This is a genomic window from Streptomyces sp. BRA346, assembly GCF_052851135.1.
In genome coordinates this window covers 40,757-62,007 of sequence record NZ_JAIWIH010000006.1, presented here as the reverse complement: position 1 = coordinate 62,007, position 21,251 = coordinate 40,757, and the positions used below count along the sequence as shown (strand labels likewise).

Genomic DNA, 21,251 nt, shown 5'->3' with positions numbered 1-21,251 from the left:
CGCCATGTCACCCATCTCGCCCGCCCCGCCAGCCTCGCCCGCCTCGCTCACCGAAGTCGTCCTGCCCGGTCGGGTGGACCCCGAGGGGCTCCAGCTCCGCACCCGCCCGGTGCCCGAGCCCGGGCCCGGGCAGGTCCTGGTGGCCGTCGAGGCGTCCGGGGTGTCGTTCGCCGAGCAGCAGATGCGCCGCGGCAAGTACTACGACCAGCCGCCGTTCCCCTTCGTGCCCGGGTACGACCTGGTGGGCACCGTCGCCGGGACCGGCTCGGGCGTGGATCCGGGGCTGCGCGGCCGCCGGTTCGCGGTGCTCACCAAGGTCGGCGGATGGGCCAGCCACGTCCTGGCCGACGCGGGCGACCTGGTCGCCGTGCCGGACGGGGTGGGCGCCGCCGAGGCCGAGACGGTGGTGGTCAACGGGATCACGGCCTGGCAGATGCTGCACCGGGTGGCCGGGGCCAGCGCCGGGACGACCGTGCTGGTCCACGGGGCCAACGGCGGGGTGGGCTCCACCCTGGTCCAGCTCGCCCGCCGCGCCGGAATCACGGTCATCGGCACCGCGTCGCCCCGCCACCACGACGCGGTACGGGCGCTGGGCGCCACCCCCGTCGACTACCGCGCCCCGGATCTGGCCGCGCGGGTGCGCGAGCTGGCGCCCGGCGGGGTGGACGCGGTGTTCGACCACGTCGGCGGCGAGGGCATCGTGGACTCGTTCCGGCTGCTGGCCCACGGCGGCACGCTCGTCTCGTACGGCACCGCGGCCACCCGGGACGTGCCCGGCTCGTCCCGGGCACCGGTCCTCAAGCTGTTCGCCCGGCTCCTGCTGTGGAATCTCCTGCCCAACGGCCGGAAGGCGCACTTCTACAACCTGTGGGCGGGCAGACGGCGCCGCGCCGCCTACCAGGCGCGGGTGCGCGAGGATCTGGGCCAGGTCCTCGCGCTGCTCGCGAGCGGTGAGTTCACCGCCCAGGTGGCCGCCCGGATCCCGCTCGCCGAGGCCGCGCGGGCGATGCGGCTGGCGGAGTCCGGCACGGTCACCGGCAAGGTCGTCCTCGTGAGCGGATCCTGAACCGCGGGAACGGACCCTGAACCACGGGAACGGCTCCTAAGCCACGGGAACGGCTCCTGCACCGCGGGCTCCGGGACCTTCCGCCGTGATAATTTTCGTATACGAGTGGTATGCGAGGAGGCAAGGGCCCAGTGCAGTCCGGACGAGAAAAGGCGTACGCGTTCCTCAAGGAGACCGTGCTGACCGATCCCGACATGCAGGGCCGGTTCCTCACCGAGCAGGAGATCGCCGACCGCATCGGCATCTCCCGTACCCCGATCCGCGAGGCGCTGCTGCTGCTCGCGGCCGAGGACCTGGTGCAGTTGGTGCCCAAGCGGGGTGCGCACATCGCGCCGCTGTCCGGCCGGGAGATCACCGAACTGATGGAGCTGCGCGGGATCGTCGAGCGCTACGCCGCCGAACAGGCCATCGAGCAGCGGAAGGTGCCGGTCGAGGAGCTGACGGCGCTGCTGGAGCGGCAGCGCGGGCTCAGCGGGCCCGAGCACGCCAAGGAGTTCATCGCCGTGGACCACCTCTTCCACGCGACCATGGTCGCGTCGGTGGGCAACGAACTCCTCAACCGGCACTACGACGGGCTGCGCAGCCGCCAGATCCGGGCCGGGGTGGTGGCGCTGTACAACCGGACCGGCCGCCAGGAGGCGGTGCTCGCCGAGCACCGGGCGATCCTGGACGCGGTGGCCTCCGGCGACCCGGAGGCGGCCCGCGCCGCGATCAGCGGCCACCTGGAGTCGACGCTCAAGGTGCTCCTGGCGGGCTGAGCCGCCTCATGCCCCGGCCGGGGCCCCCGGGTAGGTGATCACCAGCATCGTCACCCCGTGGTCGGAGATCCACGGCCCGTGGGGCATGCCCGGCGGGCGGCATGCGTAGTCGCCCCGCGAGAAGGTCCGCCCCAGCGTCAGGTCGCGCATGTCGCCCTCGAGCAGGTAGACCTCCTCCCAGAAGTCGTGGCGGACGACTCCGGACCCCGAGGTGTCCGTGCCCGGCTCCCACCGGACGAGCGCCGTGCGGTGCGCACCGCTCCCGTCCGCGGCGAGGGTCTGCTCCCGGACGCCCGGGGCCGCGCCCTCGGGCACCTGCCAGGCGCCCGAGGGACGGTGGAATTCCAGCTCGGGCTTGTCCCGCCCGCTCATGCGCCGGTGCCCAGCTTGCGGTTGGCCAGGACGGACACCGTGCGGCGCACCGCGGCGACCTCCTCGGTGGCGACGTCCGCCACCAGCAGCCCCGGCGCCGCCTCCAGCCGCTCGCGTACGGTCCCGTCGGGGCCGACGAGGGCGCTGTAGCCGATGCCGGTGGGGGCGCTCGTCGACGGCACCCCGGCGCCGCTCGCCGCCGGGTCGGCCTGGCCCACGGCGGCCAGCCATACGGTGGCGTCCAGCGCCCGCGCCCGGGTCAGCAGCTCCCACTGCTCGCGCTTGCCGGGACCCGCGCCCCAGGAGGCGGGCAGCAGCGACAGCACCGCGCCCGCGTCGGCGTGCGCCCTGAACAGCTCGGGGAACCGTACGTCGTAGCAGGTGGCGAGGCCGATCCGGACGCCGTCCAGCTCGAAGGTCACCACCTCCGAGCCGGGGGCCACGGTCTTGGACTCGGCGAAGCCGAAGGCGTCGTACAGATGGATCTTGTCGTACGCGGCCTCGACGCCCAGGCCGGTGGCCAGCAGGGTGTTGGTGACCCGCCCGTCGGGGGCCGGGGTGAACATGCCCGCCACGACGACGAGCCCGGCGTCCCGCGCGATCCGCCGGACCTCGGTGGCCCAGGGGCCGTCGAGCGGTTCGGCGAGCGGGCCCAGCTTGGTCCCGAAGCACGCCATGGCGGCCTCCGGGAAGACGACGATCCGGGCACCGTCCGCCGCCGCGCGCAGGGCCTGCTCGCGCAGGGTGGCGAGGTTCTCCTTCGGATCCGGGCCGGTGGTGATCTGGCTCAGTGCGATGCGCATGGGGTGGGTTGCCCTTCCCTGGTCGGCGCGGTGGGTGACGTGGCGATGATGCCCCGGGCGGGCCATGGCTGCCCGTCCCGGGGGGTGCGTCAGCGGGTCGCGGCGGACGACTGCCGCGGTGCGGCCACCGCGTCCGGCTCCTCGTCCTCGGCGGGGGCGGCGTCCCGGCCCAGCCACAGCCCGGCGACCGTGACGACCGCCGTGAGCGCGATGTAGAGCGCCAGCGGCTGCCAGGCGTGGTACGTCCCGAGCAGCGTCGTGAACAGCAGCGGCGCGACCGCGCCGCCGACGACCCCGGCCAGGGTGTACGCGAGGGAGGAGCCGGTGTAGCGCAGCCGCGGGGAGAACTGCTCGGCGATGAAGGCCGCCTGGGGCCCGTACATCAGCGAGTGGATCACCAGCGCGCCGACGACGCCGAGGGTGAGCAGCGCCCAGCTGCCGCCCGCGACCAGCGGGAAGAAGAGGAACGGCCAGACGCCCGCGGCGACGGCGGAGACCCCGTACAGCCACCGCCGGTTGACGCGGTCGGAGAGCGCCCCGGCGAGCGGGATCAGGAAGATCTGGAGGGAGGAGCCGATGAGGACGGCGGTCAGCGCGGAGCCGCGCGACATGCCCAGCTCCCCGGTGGCGTAGGTGAGCACGAAGACGGTGAACATCGCGTACAGCACGTCGGGGGCGATCCGGCAGAGGATCGCCGCGGTCAGCGCCCGCGGCTGGTCGGCGAACACCTCGCGCACCGGCGCCTCGGAGCGGTCCTGCGCGGCCTCCATCGCCTTGAAGACCGGGGTCTCCTCCAGCTTGGCGCGGATCCACAGCCCGAACACCACCAGCACACCGGAGAGCAGGAACGCCACCCGCCAGCCCCAGGACAGGAACTGGTCGTCCGTCAGCGTGGCGCCCAGCCCCGCGAGCACCCCGTTGGCGAGCAGATTGCCCGCCGGGGGTCCGACCTGGGCGGCCGAGGCGAAGAAGCCGCGCCGCTTGGGATCGCCGTACTCGCTGGACAGCAGCACCGCGCCGCCCCACTCGCCGCCGACGCCGACGCCCTGGGCGAAGCGCAGCAGCACCAGGGCGGCGGGGGCGGCGACGCCGACGGTGGCGTAGGTGGGCAGCAGCCCGATCAGCAGGGTCGCGACGCCGATGAGCACCAGGGTCGCGATGAGCACCTTCTTCCGGCCGATGACGTCTCCGAGCCGCCCGAAGACGAAGCCGCCCAGCGGGCGGGAGACATAGCCGACGGCGTAGGTGGAGAACGCCAGGAGGGTGCCGGTGAACGGGTCCTTGGAGGGGAAGAAGAGATCGCCGAAGACCAGCGCCGCGGCGGCGGAGTAGACGGCGAAGTCGTACCACTCCAGGGCGGTGCCGGTGAGGCTGGCGACGAAGGCGCGGCGGACCGCGGGTCCGTCGGCCCGGGGTTCTGGTGCGGCCTTGGAGGTGCGCTGCATGGTCCGTCCTCGGGATGGTGCGGGGTGGTTGCGTGATGCACGGCTTCCGGCATACTTGTTGTATACCAAGCGTATGCGCAACCCCCCTGAGGGAAGTTCCTCGCGATATGGAGTGCCCACCCCCATGACGACGCAGCCGATGCAGCCGACGCAGCCCCCGCAGTCCCCCCGGCCCGCCCTGATCTTCGAACTTCCCGACGGCTCCACCCGGCGGGTGGAGGTCGTCCAGGTGCTCAACGCGGGCTACGCCGGACGCAGCCAGGAGGACGTGGCCGCCCATGTCGCCGAACTGGCCGAGCTGGGCGTCCCCGCGCCCAGCGTGACCCCCGCCCTCTACCCCATCTCCCCCTACCTCGCCCAGCAGACCGGCCGGGTCAGCGCCCAGCACGGCCGCACCTCGGGCGAGGCGGAATGGGCGCTGGTCGTGGCCGAGGGCGGGGAGCTGCTGCTCACCGCCGCCTGCGACCACACCGACCGGGAGCTGGAGGTGCACGGCGTGGCCTGGAGCAAGAACGCGGGCCCCGATGTGCTCGCCGCCCGCGCCTGGCGCCTGGCGGATGTGGAGGCACGGCTGGACGAACTGACCCTGCGGGCCTGGGTCACCCATGACGGCACGGAGACCGAGGTGCAGAGCGGCACCCTGGCCGAGCTGCTGCCGCCCGCGTACTGGGTCGAGGTGCTGCGCGAGCGCGGCGGCCTGGTGCCGGGCACGGTGCTGATCTCCGGCACGATCCCGATGACGGAGGGTGTCGACCAGTTCGCCGACCGCTGGCGGGTGGAGCTGGGCGATCCGGCCACCGGCGACCTCATCGAGTGCGCCTACGACGTGGTCCCGCTGCCGGAGCCGATCGGCTGACGCACCCGCTACGAACGACAACGAGCGACAACGGACCAGGCCGTCGGCCCGGTCCGTTGTGGCTCGTAGCGTCTGATTCCGTGTCGTTCAGCTCTCGGTCAGGTCGTCTCCCGTCCCTTCCGCATCACCACACCGGCGGCGATCAGGCCGAACAGGCAGGTGAGAGCGCCGATGAGCACGTTGTTCCAGATCATTCCGGCATCCGGCCCCCTGGCAACGACCCAGGGAGAAATGATCATCCATACACCGATCGCGGACATGGCCCAGCACAGGCTGTACATCCTCCTCGGCGCCGACGTGAGGCCGATGCCCAGCAGGGCGATGGCCAGGCCGAGGATGACGTTGTTGACCATGAGGTCGGGGCTGGTGCTCGAGAAGTGCACCACCCAGGGGGAGATGGCGAAGTACAGACCGGCAAGCAGCACCGGTCCGTCGAGGAAGACAACATCCCGCGCCTCCATCATGCGAGCGAAGCGCTCACGCATCTCGGACACGTCGGGGTGGCCCTTGAGATCACCTCGGGTACGTGAGACGTCGGCCATACGACTCGCCTCCTTCGTTCCATGCAAGTCTGACCGCGCAGTACGGCAATACCGCCGCACCACCATTGTGCGCCTCGCCTCGCTTTATAGGTAGATGTCGGATTGGCTCCGCTACTCGGGGTGCCCGGGGTGCCCGGGGTGTCCGGGGTGCCCGGGGTGCCTAAGAGGACTGCGGGGTGGCCTCCTCGTGCTTCGCGTACCAGGCGCGGTCCAGGTCGGTGATGTTCACGGTGGTCTGCACGGTCAGCCCCGGCACCGGCGCCACATGGGCGCGTGCGACGTCCAGCACGGCACGGGACAGCTCCGCCTTGGTCCCGGCGTCCCGGCCGGACAGGATCGCCACCTCGATGTGGATCATGGCCAGGTGGGGCGCCCCGTCGGCGATGACGGCCTCCTCGACCCGGCGGAACCGGGTCTTGCACCCGGCCACCGCGGTGTCGATGGTCTTGGCGACGACCGGGTGCAGGGCGGTGCCGAAGCCCTGGCGGTCGAAGGCGTCGGTCAGGGTGTCGGAGTATTCGACGACGATGTGCGGCATGCGCGGGGCTCCTCATCGGGAGTGCGAGGTGGAGTGGGCATCGTCGCACCCTGCCCGGGGCCCGAGCGCCGCGGGCCGTTGTTCTGCTTCAATAGGGGGCATGGTCAGCCTCATCAACGCCGCGACGGGTCGTCTCGACCTGGAGCCGTTCTGGCCGTCCCGGCAGGCGCACCACTTCGACCGCGAGTGTTGCCGCGCATCCGTTGCGCGGGCCCGCTCGCTCGGCTGCTGACGCCGCCCCACCCGGCCGCTCAGCGTCCTGCCCGGTCCAGGGGCGCACTTTCCCCGTTCCGGGCCCCCTTCGGCCCAGCCCGCGCGCATGACGTCCACCGACGCCCCTAGCGCGAAAGAGCTGACTCCCATGACGAACGTCCGTACCCTCTCCGCCTCCGCGTCCGCCTCCCCCGCCGCCACGGCGCCCGGGCGGCCCCCGCTCGCCGGCCGGCAGCGGCTACGAGCCGTCGCCCGCGGCGAGGTGCCCCCCGTCGACGACTTGCTCCACCCGGGCGCCACCTGGCTGCCCGCTCCCCCGCACACCGTCCCCGCCCTCCCCGGACAGCCGCCGATGATCGGCTACCTGGTGCTCGTCCCGGCCGACCAGCAGGAGCGCCAGGGGACCGCACCCGCCGCACCGGCACCCGCCGCACCGCTCCCCACCGACGACGGCCCGGTGCGGATCGACCCGGAGCAGCGGACCGTGCAGGTTGCGGGGCGTCCGCTCGACCTCACGTACCTGGAGTTCGAGCTGCTGGCCCATCTCGTCGCCCGTCCGCACCGGGTGCACACCCGCGATCAGCTGGTGACGACGGTGTGGGGGTACGGACACGTCGGCGACGGCCGGACCGTGGACGTCCATGTCGCCCGGCTGCGCCGCAAGTTGGGCGCGGAGCACCGCGGGTCGATCGTGACGGTCCGGCGCGTGGGCTACAAGTACGTGCCGAGCGCGTAAGTCGGCGAGGAGCGCCGTACGGGCCGCGACTCGGCCCGTACGGCGCTCCCCCGGGGGCGCCGCTCCTCAGCGATCGGCGCCCACCAGCGGGCGGGACTCCGCGGGGGCCGGAGCCTCGCCATGGCTGACGTTCGGCAGCCACCGCAGCGCGCGCGGCAGATACCAGGTGCGCTCGCCCAGCAGCGCCATCGCCGAGGGCAGCAGCAGCATCCGTACGAGGGTGGCGTCCACCAGCACCGCGACCGCGAGCCCGACGCCCATCTGCTGCATGTCCTGCATCCGCAGCAGCGCCAGCACCGAGAACACCGCGACCATGATGGTGGCCGCCCCGGTGACGGAGCCCGCCGTCGTCCGGATGCCCTCGCGGATCGCCTCGCGCGTCGTCAGGCCCCGGTCGTGGGCCTCACGGATCCGCGAGACCACGAAGACGTGGTAGTCCATCGACAGCCCGAAGAGGATGACGAGGACGAACAGCGGCATCCACGACTCGATCGCCCCGGCCGGTTCCATGCCCAGCAGCTCCGCGCCCCAGCCGTGCTGGAAGACGGCGGTCATGGTGCCGTACGCCGCGCCCACCGACAGCAGGTTGAGCAGGATCGACACGATCGCGATCGGCAGCGAGCGGAAGCACACCAGCATCAGCAGGAAGGTGACCGCGGCGATGAAGACGAAGACCGGTGCGATGTCGGTCTTCAGCTGATCGGTGAAGTCGCGGTTCTCGGCGAGTTCGCCGCCCACGTACGCCTCGTCGGAGACCGGGCCGAGGACGTCCGGCACCAGGTCGTCGCGCAGGGTGTCCAGCGCCCGCTGTGACGTCGCGTTCTCGCCGTTCCCCGCGAGCGGCACCTCGATACGGGCCACCCCCTGTTCGGCGTGCAGCTCGACCTCGACGGCCTTGCCGAACCGGCCGGAGTCGGCCAGCTGCCGCTTGAAGTCGGTGACGGCCGCGCCGAAGCGGGGCGAGGAGATGTCGTCGGCCCGCACCACCACCTCGGCCGGGGCCGGGCCGCCCGGGAACGCTCCGGTGATCTCCTTGTACGCCACCGTCAGCGGCGCGTCCGAGCCGAACTGGTCCTCCATGCCGAGGTTTTCGGTCTTCATCCCGAGCGCGGGGGCGCACATCACCAGCAGCAGGGCGGCCGAGACGGCGGCGAACAGCTTGGGCCTGGCCAGGACGGGCTTCATGAGCGTGCCGGAGATGCCGCCGCTCGCGTGGGCGCCCTTGTCGCGGCGGCGGTTGAGCAGCGGCACCCGGCCCTTGTCGACCCGGTCGCCGAGCCAGGACAGCGTGGCGGGCAGAACCGTCACCGAGCCCAGCATGGCCATCAGGACGACCAGCAGGGTGGCGACCGCGAAGCCCTGGAAGAGCATCAGCCCGGACAGGAACATGCCCGACATCGCCAGCATGACCGTGATCCCCGAGACCAGCACCGCCCGGCCGCTGGTCTCCGCCGCGATGCGCAGCGCGGTCTCCGCATCCCGCCCCGCGGCCCGCTCGTCCCGCTCGCGCCGCAGGTAGAACAGGCAGTAGTCGACGCCGACGGCCAGCCCGACCAGGAACATCACCGAGTTGGTGGAGTCGTACAGCGGCAGCTGGTGGCTGACCAGGGCCAGCAGCCCGAAGGTGCCGATGCAGGCGGTCACCCCGAGCAGCACCGGCAGCAGGGCCGCGACCAGCGCCCCGAAGACCACCAGCAGGATGCCCAGCGCCAGGGGGACGGCCGTGAACTCGGCCTTCTTGAAGTCGTTCTTCAGCATCCCGTCCAGCTCGTGCTGCGCGGTCGCGTCGCCGAACTCATGTGCGGTGATCCCGCGGTGGGCGGACTCGGTCGCCGCCACCGCGTCCAGGACCGGCTTCACCCGCTCCCCCGCGGTGTCCGGATCGCCCTTCAGCTGGAAGGCGACCAGCCCCTCACGGCCACTGGCCGAGCGCACCGGCGGCTGGATCCGCGCGGTCTCGCCGGTCTTCTCCAGCCGGGCGGTCAGGTCGCGGGCCGCGGCCCGCCAGCCGTCCGGGTCCGTGCTGCGCAGCATCACCATCTCGCCGGCCGGGGTGCTGAGCCCGGCGTCCTCGAGAACCTTCTGGGCGCGAGCGGAGTCGCCCGCGCCGTTCTCGGAATTGGTCATCTGCCGGGAGCCGGACATGCCACCGACGACGGCGACGACCACCACGAACAGCAGCCATCCGATGATCGCGGACTTGCGGTGGCGGGTGCTCCACCCGCCGAGCCGCACGGCCAGGCCTCGCCTCGTTGTGCTCATGGCGTCTCTCCCACTGGGGATGTGTACGGAATACGGACCGGATCGGTCATGTCCTAGACGCTAGAAAACGGCGCGTTCCCGCCCCAGCCGGGCAACCCCCGAATCCCCGAGCCATAGGGCGAGGGCGGGGGGTGGTGTTAGGTGTACCCCCGGGCGGGGCGCGGCCCCCGTGACCGATCATGCGGCGTCCAGCAGACTGAGGACATCGGAGGGGCAGGAAGCCGCACCGCACAGCTGAAAAACCCTGGAGGGCGTGGGATGAAGGTCCGCAAGAGACTGTCGGCCTGTGTACAGGGGCTCGGGGTATCCGTTCTCGCGCTGATGTCGATCGTCGTCTCCGTACTGACCGTCCTGTCCATCGCCTTCATCCCGCTGGGCCTGGGGGTCTTCACCACCCCGGCGATGGTGGGCGTGCTGCGGCGGCACGCCAATCAGCGCCGGTTACTGGCGGCGAAGTGGTCCGGCGTCCAGATCCGGATGCCGTACCGCCCGCTTCCCGACGACCGGCGCTCCGGGATCACCGGTCAGGTGGAGCTGTGCACCTTCCTGCTGAAGGACCCGGCGACCTGGCGCGACCTGCTCTGGCTCCAGGTCGACATGACCGCCGGGTACGTGATCGCGCTGCTGGTGTTCGTCTTCCCGCCGTACGGGGTCGAGGGCTCGGTGCTCGCCGCCGGGGTCTGGGAACCGATCGTCGACGCGGGCGGCACCTACTGGTACGCGTTCGTCCCCGTGACCTCGCAGGGCACCGCGAACCTCGCCGCCCTGACCGGCCTCGGCCTCATCGCGCTGGGCCTGTCCGTCTCGCCCCTGCTGCTGCGCACCCACTTCCTCCTGGCCCGCGCCTTCCTCGCCCCCACCCCGCAGATGACCCTCGCCGCCCGTGTCGAACGGCTCACCGAGACCCGGACCGACGCGGTGGACACCTCCGCCGCCGAGCTGCGCCGCATCGAGCGCGATCTGCACGACGGCGCGCAGGCCCGGCTCGTCGCCATGGGCATGAGCCTGGGCACCATCGAGGCGCTCGTCGAGAAGGACCCGGCCAAGGCCAAGGAACTCCTCGCCGCGGCCCGCACCAACTCCGCCGAGGCGCTGGCCGAACTGCGCGACCTGGTCCGCGGCATCCACCCGCCGGTCCTGGCCGAGCGCGGCCTGGGCGACGCGGTGCGCGCCCTCGCCCTGCGGATGACGATCCCGGTGGAGGTCGAGGTGGAGGTTCCGGGCCGGTTCGCGGAACCGGTCGAGGCGGCCGCGTACTTCGCCATCAGCGAGGTCCTCACCAACGCGGCCAAGCACTCCGGCGCCGCGCGCATGTGGCTCGACATCCACCACGAGGCCGGGATGCTGCGCATCGCGGTCACCGACAACGGCAACGGCGGCGCCCGCATCGCGCAGGGCGGCGGCCTCAGCGGCGTCGAACGGCGGCTGGGCACCTTCGACGGCATCCTCGCCGTCAGCAGCCCGCCCGGCGGCCCCACCATGGTGACGATGGAGATCCCCTGCACCCCGGTCGCCCCGCGACCGACGGTCTGAGCACCAACGGCGACCCTGCGGCGGTACATTCGACGCATTCGGCCCGGAGTGCCGTTCCGGGCCCGATGACGTCATGGAGCCCGCCGTGCGCGTAGTCGTTGCCGAGGATCTGTTCCTGCTCAGGGACGGGTTGGTACGGATGCTGGAGGCCTACGATTTCGAGATCGCGGCCGCCGTCGAGAGCGGGCCGGAGCTGACGCGGGCGCTGGCGGAGCTGAAGCCCGACGTCGCGGTGGTGGACGTGCGGCTGCCCCCGTCGTTCAGCGACGAGGGCCTCCAGTGCGCGCTGGCGGCGCGGCGGGAGCGGCCGGGGCTGCCGGTGCTGGTGCTGTCGCAGCACGTGGAGCAGCTGTACGCGCGCGAGCTGCTGGCCGACGGGAGCGGCGGCATCGGCTATCTGCTCAAGGACCGGGTCTTCGACGCGGACCAGTTCATCGACGCGGTGCGGCGGGTCGCCGAGGGCGGTACGGCGATGGACCCGCAGGTCATCTCGCAGCTGCTGACCCGGCGCTCGCAGGACCGGCCGATGGGGCATCTGACGCCGCGGGAGCGCGAGGTGATGGAGCTGATGGCGCAGGGCCGGTCGAACGCGGCGATCGCCGCGCAGCTGGTGGTGACCGAGCGGGCCGTCGCCAAGCACACCTCCAACATCTTCGGGAAGCTCGGGCTGCCGCAGTCCGACGACGACAACCGGCGGGTGCTGGCCGTGCTGGCGTACCTGGACCGGGGGCGGGCCGAGACGAACGGGCGATAACGGGGCCTTCCCCCGGCGCGCGCGCCCCATTGCTCCCGCCCCATATCGCTGGTTAAGTGCCCTGCGCACCACAACCGTTGGCCGTTGTCCGTTGGGGGGCGCATGAGCGACCTGAGCAGACGCACGCTGATCGGAACCGCCGGAGCACTCGGGGCCGGGGCCGCGTTAGGCGCCCACTCCCCCGCGCTGGCCCACACGCCACGGCCACCACAGGACACCACCGCACAGGACACCGCCGTGACCGCCTTCTCCACCGCCCCCGCGCGCGCCGCGCTGCGGCGGCTGCTCCCCGACCACGCCGAGCAGTTCCGGCTGGTGGCGCTGCCCGGGGGCGAGGGGAAGAAGGAGCGGTTCGAGGTCACCGGGTCGGCGGGGCGCATCACCGTGGCCGGGACGAGCCCCGCGGTGCTGCTCACCGGCGTCCACTGGTACCTCAAGTACACCTGCCACGCCCAGATCACCTGGGCGGGCGATCAGCTGGAGCTGCCGAAGAGGCTGCCCGCGCCGGGCGCCACCGTGCAGCGGTCGACCGCGCTGCCGCACCGCTTCGCGTTCAACGACACCCACGACGGCTACACCGCCCCGTTCGCCGACTGGGACCGCTGGGAGCACCTGATCGACGTCGCGGCCCTGCACGGCAGCAACGAGCTGCTGGTCACCGCGGGCCAGGAGGTCGTCTACCACCGGCTGCTCCAGGACTTCGGCTATACGGACGCGGAGCTGCGCGCCTGGCTGCCCACCCCGGCCCACCAGCCGTGGTTCCTGATGCAGAACATGAGCGAGTACGGCGGCCCGGTGTCCACGGCGCTGCTGGAGAAGCGGGCCGACCTGGGGCGGCGCATCGCCGACCGGCTGCGGGAGCTGGGCATGCGGCCCGTCTTCCCCGGCTACTTCGGCACCGTCCCCGACGGCTTCGCCGACCGCAACCCGGGGGCGCACACCGTGCCGCAGGGCGACTGGAACGGGCTCCGGCGGCCCGACTGGCTCGACCCGCGCACCGACGCGTTCCACGAGGTGGCCGCGGCCTTCTACCGCCACCAGCACGAACTGTTCGGCGCGTGCGACCTGTTCAAGATGGACCTGCTGCACGAGGGCGGCAACGCCGGTGACGTCTCCGTACCGGACGCCGCGCGCGCCGTCGAGAAGGCGCTCCAGAGGGCCCGCCCCGGCGCCATCTGGGTGATCCTGGGCTGGCAGGCCAACCCCCGGCGCGATCTGCTGGACGCGGTCGACCACGACCACATGCTGGTCGTGGACGGTCTGTCGGACCTGGACACCATCACCGACCGCGAGAAGGACTGGGGTTCGGTGCCGTACGCGTTCGGCACGATCCCCAACTTCGGCGGCCGTACGACCATCGGCGCCAAGACCCACATGTGGACCGAGCGGTTCACCGTCTGGCGGGACAAGCCCGGCAGCAAGCTGGTCGGCACGGCGTACATGCCGGAGGCGGTCGAGCGCGATCCGGCGGCGTACGAGCTGTTCAGCGAGCTGGCGTGGCGGGATACGGCGGTGGACCGGGACGCGTGGTTCCGTGACTACGCCGACATCCGCTACGGCGCGCGGGACGCCAAGGCGCGGGAGGCGTTCGCGGCGCTGCGCGACACCGCGTACCAGATCAGCAGCAAGGACGGCCGCCCCCACGACTCGGTCTTCGCCGCCCGGCCCTCCCTCACCGCCCGCTCCGGCACCTACTACGCCACCCACACCCCCGCCTTCGACCCCGCCCGCTTCGACGCGGCCCTGGCGGCGCTGCTGGGGGTGCGGGCCGGGCTGCGCGACAGCGACGCGTACCGCTACGACCTCGCCGACACCGCCCGGCAGGCGCTCGCCAACCGCTCCTGGCAGCTGATTCCGCAGCTCGCGGACGCGTACGCGCGAGGGGACCTGGACACCTTCCGGGCGCTGTCCCGGCTGTGGCTCAAGCTGATGCGGCTGAGCGACGACATCACCGGCACCCACCGGCTCCTGCTGCTGGGCCCCTGGCTGGAGGACGCCAAGCGGATGGCCTCGGGCGCGGAGGAGTCCGCACAGCTGGAGTTCGCCGCGCGCGCCCTGATCACCACCTGGGCGGACCGGGGCGCCGCCGACCCCGGCAAGCTCGCGAACTACGCCAACCGCGACTGGCACGGCCTCATCGGCGACTTCCACCTGCCGCAGTGGCAGACCTACCTGGACGAGCTGGAGGACGCGCTCGCCGAGGGCCGCGCGCCGCGCACGTTCGACTGGTACACGGTCGAGGAACCGTGGACGCGGGAGCGCAAGAGCTATCCGGTCCGGCCGGTGGCGGACGCGTGGCGCACCGCGAGCCGGGTGCACGAGGCGCTGGCCAAGGCCCCGTACCAGGGGACGCTGGCCGTCGCCACGGAGCCGGGGACGCTGCCGCCGGGCGGCGCCGGGGTCATCACCGCGACGCTGCGCAACGTCAACGGGCTGCGGGCCACCGGCCGCGTCGACTTCGACCTGTCCGTGACCGGACTCGACCCCGCGCCGCAGGGCCCCACCTCGCTGCCGTCGGTGCCCGCGGCGGGCAGCGGCGAGGTCCGCTGGCGGGCCACCGCGCCCGACGGGCCGCTGGAGGATCCGCTGAAGCCGTATCCCTACGAACTCGCCGTGCGGTACGGGCCGCGCGGCGAGGACCGGGTGCGGGCGGTGCACACCGGCACCCTGTGGGTGGCGGGCCCCCTGGCCGACGGCTGGAAGACCGTCACCAACAACGGTGCGGCCTTCGGGCAGCTGGGCGAGCGGTTCGCGATCGACGGGGCGGGCCAGGACCTGTGGAAGGCCACCGCGGAGTTCGGCGCGGCGTACCGGGCGGGCGCGCTGCGGTCCGGCGGGGCGGTGACGGTGAAGGTGGACGCGCAGGCCGCCACCGGGCCCTGGGCCCGCGCCGGGATCGCCGTCCGCAACGCGCTGGGCACGGCGGGCTCGCCCGGGTTCCTGAACCTGTCGGTCACGCCCGCCAACGGCGTCGTGCTGTCGTACGACTCGAACGGCGACGGCACGCTCGACACCTACCAGCGGATCACGGGCGTGAAGGCGCCGGTGCTGCTGCGGCTGACCCGCGCGTCCGCCACCTCGTACACCGGCGAGCTGTCGACCGACGACGGCGCGACCTGGCGCAAGGTGGCGACGGTGACCGTGCCGGGCGCCGCGGCCGCGCAGGACGCCGGGCTGTTCATGAGCGCGGCGAACGGCGGCAGCGGGGCACGCGGCACGGTCGAGTTCAGCGGCTGGCGCGTGAGCTGAGGCGCCTGACTGAAGGTGGCTCCGTCCCCGCGCGCGGGGGCGGAGTCGCCCGGTTTGTGACCTCCCCCTGCCGCCGCTCGTTTACGCCACGTGGAGCAGCAGCAGGCGACAGCCACCCCCGACGACGACATCGACGACACCGCGGGCCCGATCGACGTCGAGCAGGCCGAGGCCGCCATCGTCGAGCACTATCCGCGGCTGGTGCGGCTCGCGTACCTCATCCTGCCGCCCGGCATGGGCCGCACCCGGCGCGTCCTGGCCGCGCACGCGCTGGCGCAGCGCGCCCTGCCGCGCAACCAGGCCAGGCCCGAGGCCCAGGAGGTCGAGCTGCCGTGGCAGCGCGGCACCAAGGGGACGGCGGGCGACGCGGGGTACGCCTATGTGCGGCTGCGCGTGCTGCGCTCCGCGCTGCGGGCCGCGCGGCCGCGGCGCCCGTGGATGCTGTCGGCGCCGCTGCCCCTGGTGTGGGGGCTGCGGCTGTTCCCCCGGTCCGGCGGGGCCGATGAACTCGCCCTGGACACGGCGCTGTCCGAGCTGTCGGGCCCCGGCCGGGCCGCGTACGTGCTGCGCGAGCTGGAGCGGATGGAGGACCGCGAGGTGCGGGCGCTGCTCCAGGCCGCTGGGGTGGACGGGGACGACGCGCTGGACGCGCTCGACGAGGCGGACGAGGTGCCGGAGCCCGCGGGCAGCCGGGACGACGGTTCGCTGCTGGAGTCGGCCGAGTTCGACCCGTGTTCGCTCCAGGCGCGCCCCACCGATCTGATGCGCCGCCGCCAGCATCTGCGGGCGCTGCTGGTGGCGGTGGTGGCGCTGCTGGTGTGCGGGTCGCTGCTGGGGATGCCGGGCGAGGGCTGGGGGCCCGGCGGTGCGGCGGCGCCGTCGTACGCCCGTAACCCGTCCTCCGAACGGGCCCTGGACCCGGAGCGGTTGACGCGCGCCGAGCCCTTCGCGTGGCGCACCGCGACCCGCGCGGACTTCTCGTCCTGGCCCGCCCGCGGCGACCGGCTCGGCGACAGCGCGCTGCTGCGCCGCGCGCTGGCGGTCTGGGCGCGGCCGGGGCGTTCGGTGCGGGTGTCGACGACGGCGGGCACGCAGTCGGGGCCGCCGTCCGGGCCGCCGCAGCTGCTGTACGCGGGCGTGGTGGACCAGGCCGTGGTGGTGCTGCTGTACGACGGGCTGCGGATCGCCCGGTACGCGGAGGCGAGCGACGGCGAGGGCGGCACGGTGGCGCTCGACCTCGCCCGCCTCGACGCGGCGGACGCGGCCGCCTCGACCGCGCTGGTGCTGGGCCGCACCGACGGCAACGTCCGCTTTCTGACCGCCCCCTGGGTGCGCCGGGCCTCCGTACGGGACCTGCTGCGGCCCGCCGGGCGGCCGCGCCCGGTCCGGCTGACCACCGATGGGGTGACCGACCCGGTGCGCACCGTGCCGCGGCTGCGCCCGTGCCGGGGCTGGCCCGCGGTGCAGTTCGGCCCGCGGCTGGTGGCGGACCTGGGCGAGCTGGCCCCGGCCCGGCTGACGTACGGCGACCCCGGCGCCACGTCGCGCGGCGGACCGGGCGACGTGGCGGGCCGGGACGCCCTGCTGAGCTGGGAGCGGACGGCCTGCCGGCTGCCGCTGATGGCGGGGCGCGGGGTCCGGTCGGTCAACATCTGGCGGTTCGGGGTCCAGCGGCTGCCCGAGCGGGGCGGCCGGGCGGCGTGGCTGTGCACCCGGGCCGAGACCTGGCGGGGCGCGGGCAGCCGGGTGCTGGCCCAGTTCCAGCCGTGGACCACGCGCCGGGGCGCGGGGGGCATGGTCGCCGCCACGGCGGACGGCTCCCCCGCCTGCGGGCCGCGCGCACCGCGCGTCCTGGCGGGCGTGCTGTGGAAGGCGCGGTCCGGCCGCTGGTTCCTGCTGGCCGCGGGCAGCCGCCAGGTCACCGGGATCGTGGCGAGCGGCGGCGTCCGGGGCCGGTCCTACCACCGCGCCCTGACCGTGCCCGCCAAGCCCGGCGCCCACGCCACCCTCAAGGGCCGCCTGAGGAACGGCGGCCACCTGAGCTCCCTGCGTTAGCGTCCGGTGGCTTCGGCCGCGTAGACGGCGACCGTGCGGCCGGGCACGGTGAAGGTGCCGGTCGCGCGCTCGTACGTGGACGTCTTCACCGTCGCGTCGGAGCCGTGCGCCTGGACCGGGTGGAGGCCGTACGGCGTCCCGGCCAGGGCGGGGACGGTTTGCGACTGCCGGGACGGGGTGGCGTTGAAGACCACGACGAGCCGGTCGAGCCGCATGGTGATGACCCCCGGTGTCTCCCCGGTGCCGGACAGCGGGAAGGACAGCGCGTCCTGCACCCCTTCCGCCGTGGCCTGGCTGAACGCCTTCTCGGTCGTGCGGATCCGCAGCAGATCCCGGTAGGCCCCCGAGGCGCCCGTGATCTCGGGGCAGCCGGGGCGTGCGGACGGGTTGGTCAACAGCGGTGTGGCGTAAGGCCACTTGGACTGGTTGTCCGCCGCCGGGGGCAGTCCCCGGCCGAAGCCGTTGCCGTCCTCGCAGGCCCAGTGAAGGGCGTTGAACCAGTCGCCGCTGTCGTAGGAGTTGCGGTCCAGCGACTTGGAGCGCAGCAGGTCGGTGCCGGCCTGGCTGAGTGCCGGGCCCTGGGAGAGGGCGGCGGTGGCCAGGGCCAGGACCTGCGCCCGGGCCCGGTCGGCGGCCGGGGTGGTGGCGGGCAGCTTGTAGGCGAGCGCGTCGTAGAGGGTCTCGTTGTCGTGGGCGTCGGCGTAGGCGAGCGCGTCGCCGGGGGCGGCGGCGTACCCGGCCGGGGAGCCGTTGTAGTCGACCTCGGAGCCCTTGACCCGGCGTCCGCCGGTGTCGGTGAAGGTGTAGTCGGCGAGGTTGCCGGAGAGCCCGACCTTGATCAGGTCCTGGGCGTGCAGCAGCCGGGCCCGCTGTTCGTCGGGGGTGCCGCCCGCGGGTGAGCCGTTGGGGTCGGTGAAGAGGCCCGAGGCGAAGCCCTGGACGCGGGGGTCCTCGTCGAACGGCCCGCCGCCGCGCACCGCGTCCCGCGCCCGGTCGCTGAAGGTGGCGATGCCGGTGCCGGCCATGTGGCGCTGGGTGGCCTGGACGAAGCGGGCGTCGTCGGCCACCTCGCCGAAGTTCCAGCCCTCGCCGTAGAGGATGATCGACTTTCCGTCCACCCCGTCCTCGGCGGGGGTCAGCGCGTCGAGGGCCTTGCGTACGGCCAGGATGTTGGCCTTGGGGTGGTGGCCCATGAGGTCGAACCGGAAACCGTCGACCTTGTACTGCTTGGCCCAGGTGACGAGGGAGTCCACCACGAGCTTGCCCATCATCGCGTGCTCGGGCGCGGTGCCGGGGCAGCAGGTGGAGGTGGCCACGCTGCCGTCGTCCAGCAGCCGCTGGTAGTAGCCGGGCACGATCCGGTCGAGGACCGACGCGTCGTCCTGTCCGGCGGCCACGGTGTGGTTGTAGACCACGTCCATCACGGTGCGCAGCCCCGCCCGGGCCAGGCCCTGCACCATCCGCCGGAACTCGCGGGTGCGCCCCGGGCCGTCCGGGTCGCTCGCGTAGGACCCCTCCGGCACGGTGGGGTGCAGCGGGTCGTAGCCCCAGTTGTAGCCGTCCCTGTCGGCGGTCGCGGCCACGCACTTCTGCTGCTGGTCGGAGTCGGCGGGCAGGGCGGCCAGATCGCAGCCGGGCCGGGTCTGGTCGGACCGCCGCTCCGGGACGGTGCCGAAGTCGAAGGCGGGCAGGAGGTGGACGTACGAGGTGCCGGAGCGGGCCAGCCGCCGCAGGTGCCGCATCCCGTCCGAGTCCTGGTCGGTGAAGGCGAGGTACTGGCCGGGGTGGGCGCTGGTGCGGTCCGCGATGGAGAAGTCGCGGATCTGGAGCTCCTGGATGCGGGCGTCGCGCAAGGGGACGGCCCTGGGCTTCTTCAGCGAGTCCCACCCGGCGGGGGCGAGCCGGGGATCGGCCAGGTCGGTGACCAGGCTGCGGGCGGAGTCGGCGGTCAGGGCGGTCGCGTAGGGGTCGGTGACCTCGTTGGTGACGGTTCTCCCGACGCTCGGCGCCCAGACCCGGACCCGGTAGCGATAGGGCTTGTCCCGCCAGTCGGAGGTGCCGGTCACGCTCCACACCCCGCTGCGGGCGTCCCGCCGCATGGCGACGGTGCGCCCGTCCAGGTCGAGCGAGACGCTCCGGGCGGTCGGCGCCCACACGGACAGGGTGGGGCGGGCCCCGTGGAAGACCGGGCCGAGCCGGGCCCGGCGGGCCCGGTCCGCGTAGAGGTCGTCCAGGACGCCGGGGATCTGCACCCCGGTGCGGTGCAGCACGTGGTCGCGGTCGTCGGCCGCGCGCTGCACGGCGGCGAGGGGCCCGCGCAGCGCCGTGGCGGCCTTGTCGCGGTCGCGCGGGTCGAGGGAAAAGGCCGGGCGGTCGGCCAGGTGGGGGTAGGCGGCCTTCTGGGCGTCGGTCAGGGAGGCCGGGGTCAGCCGCAGGGTGCGGCCGTCCGCGGAGCGCAGCTCCTCGGCGGTCGCGGCGGTGTGCTCGACCTTCCAGACGACGGTGGCGCGGTCGATCCACTGCGCCTCTGCGGTGGCGGGGGCCTGCGCCTCGGCGGCGGGCGCCGCGGCCCGGGCGGTCCCCGACACGGAGGGCAGGGCCGCCGCGCCCAGCGCCAGGGTGGCGAGCGCGGCGGCGATGCGGAGAGGTTTCACGAGGCGTCGGCCGATCCGCAGTCACGCGCGCCCACGTGCAGCGCCACCGCCGTGTTCGCGCCCAGGGTGGCGGCGAAGCGGCCCGAGGAGTCGACGGTGACGGACGTGCCGCGCTGTACGTCGCAGTAGCCGCCCGCCGGGAGCGAGGTCTGGAAGGTCCGGGTCAGGGAGCCGCTTTCGTGGTTGATGGCCACGTACGCCTTGTCGCCCCGTCCGAAGGCGACGGCGTCGTTGCCGTTGTCCCACCAGTCCGTCACCGACGTGCCCCGGGCCGTGTTGCGGAGGGCGACCATGCTCATGATCTCGGGCCACTTGTGCTGGCACTTCCAGCCGTCCTGGTAGCAGGCGCGCACCGTGCCCCCGCCCGGCGGACCGGCGTCGTTGTCGCTGAACTCGTAGCCGGAGTGGACGTCCGGGGAGCCATAGGGCCAGGCCAGCATGAAGACGTTGGCCAGGGTGTAGTCGGCGCCGTTCTTGTAGCTGAGGGTGGAGCCGTTGCGCTCGGTGTCCCAGTTGTCGACGAAGACACCGGACTGGCCGCCCGGCATATAGCCCCAGCCCTCGCCGAAGTTCTTCAGATACGCCAGCTTCTCGTCCTGGAACACCCGCTTGAGGTCACGGCCGTAGCGGAACTCCTGCACATCGCCGTTGCGCAGATACTCCGTCGGGGAGACCGCCTCGCCCTCGCCGTGGATGACCTCCTGCTTCCAGGAGACGCCGGGGTCGCTCAACTGGCTCTTGACGGCGGCCAGGTCGTCCGCCGGGATGTGCTTGGCGGCGTCGACGCGGAAGCCGTCCACACCGAGCGAGAGCAGGTCGTTCAGGTACTGCGCGAGCCGGGTCCGGACGTACGGCTCACCGGTGTCCAGGTCCGCGAGGCCCACCAGCTCGCAGTGCTGCACGTTCCAGCGGTCCTGGTAGTTGCTGATCTGCGAGGTGCAGTCGTCCATGTCCTGGGGCTGGTAGATCCCGGGGTAGGTGTACTTGGTGTACGAGGAGCCGCCGGTACCGGAGCCGGATCCGGCGGCCATGTGGTTGATGACGGCGTCGGCGACGACCTCGACGCCCGCCGCGTGACAGGTGTCGACCATGTTCTTGAAGGCGGTGCGGTCACCCAGCCGCCCGGCGATCTGGTAGCTGACGGGCTGGTAGGACGTCCACCACTGGCCGCCCTGGATGTGCTCGGTGGCCGGGGACACCTCGACGTAGCCGTATCCGGCGGGGCCCAGGGTGCCGGTGCACTCCTTGGCGACGGAGGCGTACGTCCACTCGAAGAGTTCGGCGGTGACGTCCTTGGTTCCGGGCGGTGCCGCCTGCGCGGTCCGCGGGGACGCGGCGACGAGCGCCGTCGCGCCCGCCGCGAGGGCGAGCACGGTGGCGAGGGACGTACGGATGCCGGTCATCGTTCCTCCGTG

The 21,251-nt window shown here is 73.3% G+C and carries 17 protein-coding genes; 9 read left to right on the top strand and 8 right to left on the bottom strand.

Annotated elements, in window-relative coordinates; genetic code table 11:
* The first annotated feature begins 4 nt into the window (after positions 1–4).
* Together LCH29_RS10015 and LCH29_RS10010 are read left to right on the top strand one after the other, a co-directional pair.
* The gene (locus tag LCH29_RS10015) at positions 5–1,066 is read left to right on the top strand and encodes a medium chain dehydrogenase/reductase family protein (protein WP_446461357.1); all 1,062 of its coding nucleotides are present in this window, start codon (positions 5–7) and stop codon (positions 1,064–1,066) included.
* A gap of 131 nt (positions 1,067–1,197) precedes the next feature.
* On the top strand, positions 1,198–1,824 hold the full coding sequence (locus LCH29_RS10010; RefSeq protein ID WP_446461356.1) for a GntR family transcriptional regulator: 627 nt from the start codon (positions 1,198–1,200) through the stop codon (positions 1,822–1,824).
* 6 nt (positions 1,825–1,830) lie between these two features.
* Here LCH29_RS10010 and LCH29_RS10005 read toward each other — a convergent pair whose 3' ends face one another.
* The 3 genes from LCH29_RS10005 to LCH29_RS09995 all read right to left on the bottom strand — a co-directional run bounded on the left by LCH29_RS10005 (position 1,831) and on the right by LCH29_RS09995 (position 4,444).
* Positions 1,831–2,196 (bottom strand): cupin domain-containing protein, encoded by a 366-nt coding sequence (locus tag LCH29_RS10005; protein WP_446461355.1) that lies wholly within the window; start codon positions 2,194–2,196, stop codon positions 1,831–1,833.
* A complete protein-coding gene (locus LCH29_RS10000; RefSeq protein ID WP_446461354.1) occupies positions 2,193–2,999 on the bottom strand; it encodes a carbon-nitrogen hydrolase family protein in 807 nt (268 codons plus the stop codon). Before LCH29_RS10000 ends, LCH29_RS10005 begins: the two co-directional genes overlap by 4 nt.
* A gap of 89 nt (positions 3,000–3,088) precedes the next feature.
* Positions 3,089–4,444 carry an MFS transporter gene (locus LCH29_RS09995; protein ID WP_446461353.1) on the bottom strand — a complete coding sequence of 452 codons (1,356 nt, stop codon included), beginning with the start codon at positions 4,442–4,444 and terminating at the stop codon, positions 3,089–3,091.
* 124 nt (positions 4,445–4,568) lie between these two features.
* Here LCH29_RS09995 and LCH29_RS09990 point away from each other — a divergent pair, with 124 nt between their 5' ends.
* Positions 4,569–5,300, top strand: a complete 732-nt coding sequence (locus LCH29_RS09990; RefSeq protein ID WP_446461352.1) for a DUF2848 domain-containing protein — start codon at positions 4,569–4,571, stop codon at positions 5,298–5,300.
* A gap of 98 nt (positions 5,301–5,398) precedes the next feature.
* On the opposite strand, the gene LCH29_RS09985 is transcribed toward LCH29_RS09990, so the two are convergent.
* Both LCH29_RS09985 and LCH29_RS09980 read right to left on the bottom strand, forming a co-directional pair.
* Positions 5,399–5,842 carry an SPW repeat protein gene (locus LCH29_RS09985; RefSeq protein ID WP_446461351.1) on the bottom strand — a complete coding sequence of 148 codons (444 nt, stop codon included), beginning with the start codon at positions 5,840–5,842 and terminating at the stop codon, positions 5,399–5,401.
* A 160-nt stretch (positions 5,843–6,002) separates the two neighbouring features.
* The gene (locus LCH29_RS09980) at positions 6,003–6,380 is read right to left on the bottom strand and encodes a 5-carboxymethyl-2-hydroxymuconate Delta-isomerase (protein ID WP_446461350.1); all 378 of its coding nucleotides are present in this window, start codon (positions 6,378–6,380) and stop codon (positions 6,003–6,005) included.
* 100 nt (positions 6,381–6,480) lie between these two features.
* Between LCH29_RS09980 and LCH29_RS09975 the strand changes: the two genes are divergently transcribed.
* Both LCH29_RS09975 and LCH29_RS09970 read left to right on the top strand, forming a co-directional pair.
* Positions 6,481–6,612: a hypothetical protein gene (locus LCH29_RS09975; RefSeq protein WP_257231808.1), complete on the top strand. Its 132-nt coding sequence runs from the start codon at positions 6,481–6,483 to the stop codon at positions 6,610–6,612.
* A gap of 129 nt (positions 6,613–6,741) precedes the next feature.
* Complete coding sequence (locus tag LCH29_RS09970; RefSeq protein WP_446461349.1) at positions 6,742–7,329, top strand: winged helix-turn-helix domain-containing protein; 588 nt, start codon at positions 6,742–6,744, stop codon at positions 7,327–7,329.
* 66 nt (positions 7,330–7,395) lie between these two features.
* On the opposite strand, the gene LCH29_RS09965 is transcribed toward LCH29_RS09970, so the two are convergent.
* Positions 7,396–9,591: an MMPL family transporter gene (locus tag LCH29_RS09965; RefSeq protein ID WP_446461348.1), complete on the bottom strand. Its 2,196-nt coding sequence runs from the start codon at positions 9,589–9,591 to the stop codon at positions 7,396–7,398.
* 258 nt (positions 9,592–9,849) lie between these two features.
* On the opposite strand from LCH29_RS09965, the gene LCH29_RS09960 reads away from it, so the two are divergent.
* From LCH29_RS09960 to LCH29_RS09945, 4 genes are all read left to right on the top strand, one after another.
* Positions 9,850–11,124, top strand: a complete 1,275-nt coding sequence (locus LCH29_RS09960) for a sensor histidine kinase (RefSeq protein WP_446461347.1) — start codon at positions 9,850–9,852, stop codon at positions 11,122–11,124.
* Positions 11,125–11,209: 85 nt separating this feature from the next.
* Entirely contained in the window at positions 11,210–11,878 is a 669-nt protein-coding gene (locus tag LCH29_RS09955) for a LuxR C-terminal-related transcriptional regulator (RefSeq protein WP_179933848.1), read from the top strand.
* A gap of 102 nt (positions 11,879–11,980) precedes the next feature.
* The gene (locus tag LCH29_RS09950; protein WP_446461346.1) at positions 11,981–15,127 is read left to right on the top strand and encodes an alpha-N-acetylglucosaminidase; all 3,147 of its coding nucleotides are present in this window, start codon (positions 11,981–11,983) and stop codon (positions 15,125–15,127) included.
* A gap of 90 nt (positions 15,128–15,217) precedes the next feature.
* Entirely contained in the window at positions 15,218–17,182 is a 1,965-nt protein-coding gene (locus LCH29_RS09945) for a hypothetical protein (protein ID WP_446461345.1), read from the top strand.
* On the opposite strand, the gene pulA is transcribed toward LCH29_RS09945, so the two are convergent.
* Both pulA and LCH29_RS09935 read right to left on the bottom strand, forming a co-directional pair.
* Positions 17,179–19,836, bottom strand: coding sequence for a pullulanase-type alpha-1,6-glucosidase (gene pulA, locus LCH29_RS09940; protein WP_446461344.1), 2,658 nt, complete (start codon positions 19,834–19,836; stop codon positions 17,179–17,181). The two genes, LCH29_RS09945 and pulA, sit on opposite strands and share 4 nt — an antisense overlap.
* Positions 19,833–21,239 carry an alpha-amylase gene (locus tag LCH29_RS09935; RefSeq protein WP_446461343.1) on the bottom strand — a complete coding sequence of 469 codons (1,407 nt, stop codon included), beginning with the start codon at positions 21,237–21,239 and terminating at the stop codon, positions 19,833–19,835. Before LCH29_RS09935 ends, pulA begins: the two co-directional genes overlap by 4 nt.
* Between the last annotated feature and the right edge of the window lie 12 nt (positions 21,240–21,251).